7 protein-coding genes and 1 pseudogene are annotated in these 6,884 nt (G+C 32.6%); 3 read left to right on the top strand and 5 right to left on the bottom strand.

Translation table 11 applies throughout. The features are described 5' to 3' along the window. Together ACY65O_RS16445 and ACY65O_RS16440 are read right to left on the bottom strand one after the other, a co-directional pair. Positions 1–311 (bottom strand): annotated as a pseudogene (locus tag ACY65O_RS16445) (formimidoylglutamase); the annotation flags it as partial. Between the two features lie 57 nt (positions 312–368). After that, positions 369–1,466 carry a hypothetical protein gene (locus tag ACY65O_RS16440; RefSeq protein ID WP_462221951.1) on the bottom strand — a complete coding sequence of 366 codons (1,098 nt, stop codon included), beginning with the start codon at positions 1,464–1,466 and terminating at the stop codon, positions 369–371. A 96-nt stretch (positions 1,467–1,562) separates the two neighbouring features. Between ACY65O_RS16440 and ACY65O_RS16435 the strand changes: the two genes are divergently transcribed. The 3 genes from ACY65O_RS16435 to ACY65O_RS16425 are packed head-to-tail and all read left to right on the top strand — an operon-like array spanning position 1,563 to position 4,524. Then, positions 1,563–2,561, top strand: coding sequence for an alpha/beta hydrolase (locus ACY65O_RS16435; RefSeq protein WP_462221950.1), 999 nt, complete (start codon positions 1,563–1,565; stop codon positions 2,559–2,561). Between the two features lie 16 nt (positions 2,562–2,577). Beyond that, positions 2,578–3,108, top strand: a complete 531-nt coding sequence (locus tag ACY65O_RS16430; RefSeq protein WP_462221949.1) for an acyltransferase — start codon at positions 2,578–2,580, stop codon at positions 3,106–3,108. Then, positions 3,109–4,524, top strand: coding sequence for a lipopolysaccharide biosynthesis protein (locus ACY65O_RS16425; protein WP_462221948.1), 1,416 nt, complete (start codon positions 3,109–3,111; stop codon positions 4,522–4,524). It abuts the gene before it with no gap. Here ACY65O_RS16425 and ACY65O_RS16420 read toward each other — a convergent pair. From ACY65O_RS16420 to ACY65O_RS16410, 3 genes are all read right to left on the bottom strand, one after another. Continuing rightward, complete coding sequence (locus ACY65O_RS16420; protein ID WP_462221947.1) at positions 4,521–5,195, bottom strand: hypothetical protein; 675 nt, start codon at positions 5,193–5,195, stop codon at positions 4,521–4,523. The genes ACY65O_RS16425 and ACY65O_RS16420 overlap by 4 nt on opposite strands. Before the next feature lie 142 nt (positions 5,196–5,337). Continuing rightward, the gene (locus ACY65O_RS16415; protein ID WP_462221946.1) at positions 5,338–5,865 is read right to left on the bottom strand and encodes a hypothetical protein; all 528 of its coding nucleotides are present in this window, start codon (positions 5,863–5,865) and stop codon (positions 5,338–5,340) included. Between the two features lie 56 nt (positions 5,866–5,921). Further along, a partial coding sequence (locus tag ACY65O_RS16410) for a class I SAM-dependent methyltransferase (protein ID WP_462221945.1) occupies positions 5,922–6,884 on the bottom strand: 963 nt, incomplete at its 5' end.

Genomic DNA, 6,884 nt, shown 5'->3' with positions numbered 1-6,884 from the left:
TCGCCAAAATCAAAATGCCCCAGCAGTAAAATATTATCTCCCGGAAAAAAATCATTACTTTTTACATTTAAAAATGAAGATAAAAAGGAAAGCCATGCAGTGGCCGTGCCGCCGGTACCGTAGTTTGCCCTCACACCAATATCTTCCGGGATACCCAGCAACACATATTTCGCTTCGGATTGCTGTACCACTTCGGGCCATTCGCCATTTGGTTTTAAATATTGCAACCGTTCCCCCACTTTAGTTTCAAAGCGGCGTACTTTGGTAAGCGATAAAATATCTTCTTTGCTGTAAAACTTAAAATGTTTCATTAAGGAAAGTTAAAGAAATTATTATATCACTCTGCAAATCTTTTAAAATGGCAGTTATTATTGATAGTAGTTAATGATGGTTGTAAGTTCGGGTTGACTGAATCTTGGGGTATTACGGTAAATTTTAATTAAAGAATCAGCCTCACTGTTATTTTTATTTTTTAAATCAACAGCAATTAATTCTATATACCCTTTTTGGAAATTGGGCATATTTTTTACAAGTCTTTTCAGGCAGGATAAACTGCTTATTTTATCTTCCAGTAAATTGTAAGCTAAATAACGGTGATAATCTAAAAAAGGATCTTTATTTATTTGTGCATCCAATGCATTTACTGCTGCAAGTACTTTTATGTAATCCTTTTGTAAAAAATATCCGTCAATCATAATCAAATTCATGTTAGGTTCATCTGGAAATAATTCCTTAAACTCTTTTATAGCTTCGCTGTATTCACTTATTGTCAGGCGGGAGCAAATAATAACATTTATCAAAAGTGCAGTCTTAGTCTTTTTTAAATAATTAGGTAAAGTTTCATATAACTTTTTAGCTCCGTCAATATTACCCTTTTGCATAAGTACCCTCACCTCTTTTAACTCATTAATAGCTTTTAGTTTTTCATCCTCCGTATATTTATCTAATTCCAGCGACTCCTGAAAAAGACTGTTAAACATATTATGCATCGTTTCGGCAATTGTTTCGCCGGTAAGATAAATATAGGCATCTGCAATTTTACATTTGCCGCCTGCTTTTAATATTTCATAATCGTGATAATTAAGGCTTTCGTCTTTAGTTGTAAACATTCTAAAAATCAGGTGGTGTTTATTTTCCTTCACATAATGTTTAATAAATTCAAAATTATCCTGATCGCTTAAAGCCTTTACTATCTGGCTGCCTATATTTATCTTTTTTGAAACTCCTTCCGAAAATCCTTTTCCGTTTGCAGTATTGGGCAAATTCATTCTTTTAATAAATTCATTTTTATCAAAAGAATTATCCAGCAAATTGCCATCGCCTTTTTTTATGGCTGTTTCTATTTCTTTAGCAAAAGTTACAGATTCTTCTTTTGTTAATTGCTGTACTGGCTGCTTACATCCTGCAAACAAAAAAACGGCAATAAAAAATAAAGAGATACATCTTTTAAAAATTAGCTTCGCCATAAAATATATTTACTTTACAAGATAACAAAATATATTACTCTTTTAAACGGGTTTTCTTTTCACAAATAAAAAATGTAGCTTCATAAAAATTTATTTATGCGCTGGTTAAAAATATTGCTTTATTTACTGGGTGTTTTAATTATCGTTTATTTATTTGGGCCGCAGCCTGATACCCCAAAATATGCAACAGCAATGCCGTTGGTGCTCCCAACAGCCGAACTGGAAAAATTTATTGCCGCCAATGAAGCCATGCATAAATTAAGGCTCAATAACGAAGCAAGAATTGTTTGGACAAACGACAGCCTTAAACAAAAAACTGAATACGCCATTGTTTACATACATGGTTTTTCTGCTTCGCAGGAAGAAGGTAACCCGGTACACCGCAATATTGCCAAACAATTTGGTTGCAATTTATTTTTATCAAGATTGGCAGAACATGGTATTGATACCACGGAACAACTGATGAATCTTACTGCTGATAATTATTGGGAAAGTGTAAAAGAAGCGCTTGCAATTGGTAAGCAGTTAGGCAACAAAGTTATTTTAATGGGCACCAGTACAGGCGCAACACAAGCGCTGCAATTAGCCGCTACATATTCCAACGATGTTGCGGCGTTAGTTTTATACTCCCCCAATATTGCTATAAACGATAACAATGCATGGATGCTGAACAATCATTGGGGTCTGCAAATTGCCAGGCTTGTTAAAGGTGGAAATTACAACGACCCAACAGACGACCGCCCCATTTACAAACAATACTGGAACAAACCTTACCGGCTTGAAGCCATTGTTGCATTGGAAGAAATGCTGGAAACTACTATGACGAAAAAAACTTTCAAAAAAATAAAACAACCGGTACTTTTACTTTATTATTACAAAGATGAGCAGCACCAGGATGATGTGGTAAAAGTAAGTGCCATTAAAGAAATGTTTACACAACTGGCAACTGATACCATAAATAAAAGAGCCATTGCTTTACCCAATACCGGCAATCATGTAATGGCATCACCTATAAAATCAAAAGATGTGGAAAGTGTGGAGAGAGAAACAAAAAAGTTTTTGGAAGAAGTAATACATTTAAAAGTAAAAGAATAATTTCTTTGTGTAATAAATGAAAAAAATAATTCAAAATATATTTGGCTTAAGAAAAGATGTGGGCATTAATTTTTATATTGCCGATTTTTTTTATCGCAGAATATTAAGGCAAAATGCAGATACACCATGGGCTGTGCATTTTACAAGCACCGTATATTTTCCTAAAAATATTTCAAGAGGAAAAAATGTTTATCCCGGTGATTCTCCCGGTAATTATATCGAAGCATCGAATGGTATTTTTATTGGTGATTATACAAACATTGGCCCAAACGTTGGGATAATATCTGCCAACCACAACCTTGTAGATAATGCTATTGTTGACACCGCTTCTCCAATAAAAATTGGTAATTTTTGCTGGATAGGAATGAATGCTGTTATACTGCCCGGTGTGGAGCTGGGAGATTTTACCATTGTAGGCGCAGGCACAGTAGTAACAAAAAATTTTGCAGAAGGATATTGTGTGCTGGGCGGCACACCTGCACAGGTTATTAAACATTTAGATAAAGATGCCTGCAGCCAATTCAGTAAAACAAAATACGGAAACTAATTGTACGAAATAAAATTTGCCAAAAGATCTTTTCTGTTAATGGGCAGCAGTGTTTTTAAAATGATTACCCAGCTGGTCATTATTTTTTTATATGCCAGAAACCTTTCTTTTGAGGATTATGGTTTATACCAGTCGGTATGGTTGTATATAAATGTTGCCAGTATTATTTCATTATTTGGATTACCTGCTCTTATATTATCATCACCGGCTACTGCCATTACCGGGTGGATTAAAGAAAACAAAAAGTATTTTCTATTTTTTTTTGGACTGCTGAATTTTATACCGCTTGTTTATATTTTACTTGCAGTTACCGAGTACAATTTTACTACAAGAGTTTTATTAATTATTTTAACTGCTGTTCAAAATATTGCTATTCTTATCGAAACTGCAGCAATAAAGAAAGAGAAAGAAAAATTAGTGCTTACTACTAATCTCATCTTTACAGCAGGCTATATTTTGTGTCATTTAATTATCCTGTATGCAAACTATTCATTACAATTATTACTTACAGCATTAATTTTCATTTTTATTATTAAGGCAGCACTGCAATATTATTTTACAAGAGATGTTGCAACTGATAAGTTTACAATTCTGCCAAAACAATTAAACAGGCAATGGCTTTATCTGGGGTTAAATGATGTGGCTGGCGTAATATTTAAATGGCTTGATAAATGGGTAATATTATATTTTATTTCTGTAACACAATTTGCTGTTTATTTTAATGGCTCCTACGAAATACCCGTGTTTGGCCTTATGCTGAGTGCCGCAGGCAGTGTTATGCTGGTGGAAATGTCAAGACAAAATACCGCAATTGCCGAAAAAGCAAAAACACTTTTCAAAAGTTCTTCCCTATTGCTTTCGTCAATTGTATTTCCCTCTTTTTGTTTTTTATTTTTTTATCACAGCGAATTTTTCACATTGATCTTTAGTGCAAAATATGCAGCAGCTATTCCTGTATTTTTAATAAGCATTTTTATATTGCCTGTACGCATAACCAATTACACAGCGGTATTGCAGGTATATAACCGAACTGATCTGATTTTAAAAGGAGCTGTGTTAGATTTAATAGTTGCCATTGTATTAATGATAATTTTATACCCGCTTTTACAATTAAAAGGTCTCGCTTTATCATTTGTTCTTTCTACTTATATCCAGGCTGGCTATTATTTGTGGCATACAGGCAAATTAATTGACAAAAAAATAAATTACTTTTTTCCTTTTAAAAATTTAATTTTTATCATGAGTGTTTCAATTCTTGTTACAGGAATTGGTTACTTTATTTCAAGAAATTTTTCTACTGTTGTAAACTTATCCAGTGGAATTATTGTATGCCTTTTCGTAATTTTAACATTACTGTATAATTTTTATCGCACCAATAAAAAGGAAGTAACTTTTAAAACGGCAGACCAAAATTAAATGCCTGACTTTGCAATACTGTATTTAGAGAAATATAAGCACCCTAAAAATGGCAGCCACGTAAAATAATTAATCCCCATCAGCAGGTAATCAAATACGGCGAATAAACAAAACGAAATAATCAGGTATTTATCAAACCTCCGGGTAAATAAACCAATTATAAAAATAAATTCTGCGACAAAAGCAGATAAGTATAAGCAATATGCAAAAGCGGAATTACTAATCAGAAAAGTTATCATATTACTAAACCAACCACTGCTGTTACTAGCTAAGTAGGATGAGTGCTGCCGTAAAAGTATAGCCGACATTTCTTCTGTATTAAAAATACCTCCCGCTCTTATTTTCCACAATGCCGACGAAAAGAACATCAGGATAAAAATAATTCGTATGCAATGGATACGATAATAAAATCCTTTAACTGAAATTGTACAGAAGATGATCGGCACTAACATTGCGGCAACAAAGACTTCCACACTTACAAATGACATGGCGCAGAACAGGCTGCTGTAAATAATACTAAAAATACAAGTTGCAATTGCAATAACACGAACTCCTTTTTTATTTTTTACAACTGCATAAACCAATACAACAGGTAACAGTAAGAATAGTAAATCAAAGATTATTCTTACAAACCGGTTTTGTATTAAAAAATTTTGCAGGTTTGTCAGCATTATAATATTATGGCTAACATCTAACCTGTTTAAAAAAAATACAGGGTTAATAGAAGAAAACAGCAGCCCATGATAAAAATACCAGGAATAGCAAAGTATAAAACAAGTAAGATAATAAACAGCAAACTGTTTTATATGTTTATCAGTCAGCAACAAGAAAGGTTAATTTTTGTGGTGAAGAAACTGGTTTTAACGATTTGCCTTCCAAAATATATTTTTGTGTAAATACTGCAGTTTTTAAAACCGGGTAGCCAATTGTTTGCTGCAATAATTTTTTATACCATACTGTAAAATTGGTATCACTTACTGTATTAAAATAATTTGACTGCTGCATTAAACTGCCAACGCCGGTTTTATCCAATAACCCCTTCATCGTAAAAAAAATAGTGGAGTTGTTTTTAGGTGCTTTTGCATAATTTTCTAAACTTATCAAAAGCATATCTCTTTCTGCAAAATGATATTGGGAAATATCTAGTTTTGTATCGTTTATATAAATATGATAAACAGTTTGAGTATCTTTAATACGAAATACCGAACTAAACATACCGTATTGATAAACCGGTGTTGCTACAACACCCCACTTATAGTTTATAAAAATAAAAAGCACAATAAATAAAACAAAAGCAATAAATGCTGTTTTACTATACCGATATAAATTTTTAATAAACATTAAATAAACTGCTTTGTTATTTTTTGAAGGTATGAAAAATCAGATCCTGTATAAACTTAATTACCTACTATTTTTTCTCCAATAATATTAAACCCAAAAACTTCATCTGTAGTTATTCTTATTCCAGAATAATTCCTTTTACTAAACCAGCTTACAGCTTCTTCAGGAGTATGTTCCCATCTGAATTGGGGAGTAAACCAGTCTAAAATGGATACCATCATTTCTCTTACATTCTCTTTATTTCCTTTCAATCTTTTAATAACAAAACTAACAGGTAATATCGTACAACAGTATAAATAATATTGAAATTTTAATGGAAGTTTTGAAGTAATTTTTCTAATGAAGTTAAAAAGCTTGTGAATAAATTTTTTTCGTGGGTGATACAACCAAACACTCAACTTTCCTCCTTTTTTTACAGTTGCTTCAATACAGCCAAAAGAAAATTCCGTATTATTGGTATGAATCAAAACACCACTGCAATGCACAATGTCAAATACATCATAAGCCACCGGGGGAAATTGCACATCACCCTGTATAAAAAATACGCTGCGGTATTTATTTCTTACATAAGCAATTTCGATGCTGTTACTAAAATCCATTGCAATATTTGTAATGCCCTTTTCTGCAAGCAAACAATTTAAAGTGCCATTGCCACAACCTGCGTCAAAAATAATTTTTCCATTAAGCGTATCTATGGTTTCATTGGTTTCTTTTAAAAAACGGTTTAGTATGCCTTCAGCATCAGCATTCCATGTTTTATCTTCTTTGTAATCATATAAATTCCATTCCTGCGTAAAACTCTCTTTTGTTCTGCGATTTTTTTGTGCTGTCAATCGTATAAGTGCGCCATGCTCAGTAAATAATTTTTCTTTTTTTGTTGTGTAATCAGGTAAGTGCAATTGCAAAAAATCGGCATAATCAATTACTGCTTCAACATTCAAACGTGGGATACCTTTAACAATTGGATAAAACCAATTAGTTTCAGCAAATAATATCCCTTCTTCAATAATATCTACTGC

It is taken from the genome of Ferruginibacter sp. (genome assembly GCF_031430955.1).
Taxonomy (GTDB): Bacteria; Bacteroidota; Bacteroidia; order Chitinophagales; family Chitinophagaceae; genus Ferruginibacter.
This window is presented reverse-complemented; position numbering and strand designations above follow the sequence as displayed.

Bases quoted from the DNA above. Each gene is read 5' to 3' on its own strand.
- ACY65O_RS16420 (WP_462221947.1), bottom strand. From the start codon at position 5,195: ATGCTGACAAACCTGCAAAATTTTTTAATACAAAACCGGTTTGTAAGA.
- ACY65O_RS16440 (WP_462221951.1), bottom strand. From the start codon at position 1,466: ATGGCGAAGCTAATTTTTAAAAGATGTATCTCTTTATTTTTTATTGCC.
- ACY65O_RS16415 (WP_462221946.1), bottom strand. From the start codon at position 5,865: ATGTTTATTAAAAATTTATATCGGTATAGTAAAACAGCATTTATTGCT.
- ACY65O_RS16435 (WP_462221950.1), top strand. From the start codon at position 1,563: ATGCGCTGGTTAAAAATATTGCTTTATTTACTGGGTGTTTTAATTATC.
- ACY65O_RS16430 (WP_462221949.1), top strand. From the start codon at position 2,578: ATGAAAAAAATAATTCAAAATATATTTGGCTTAAGAAAAGATGTGGGC.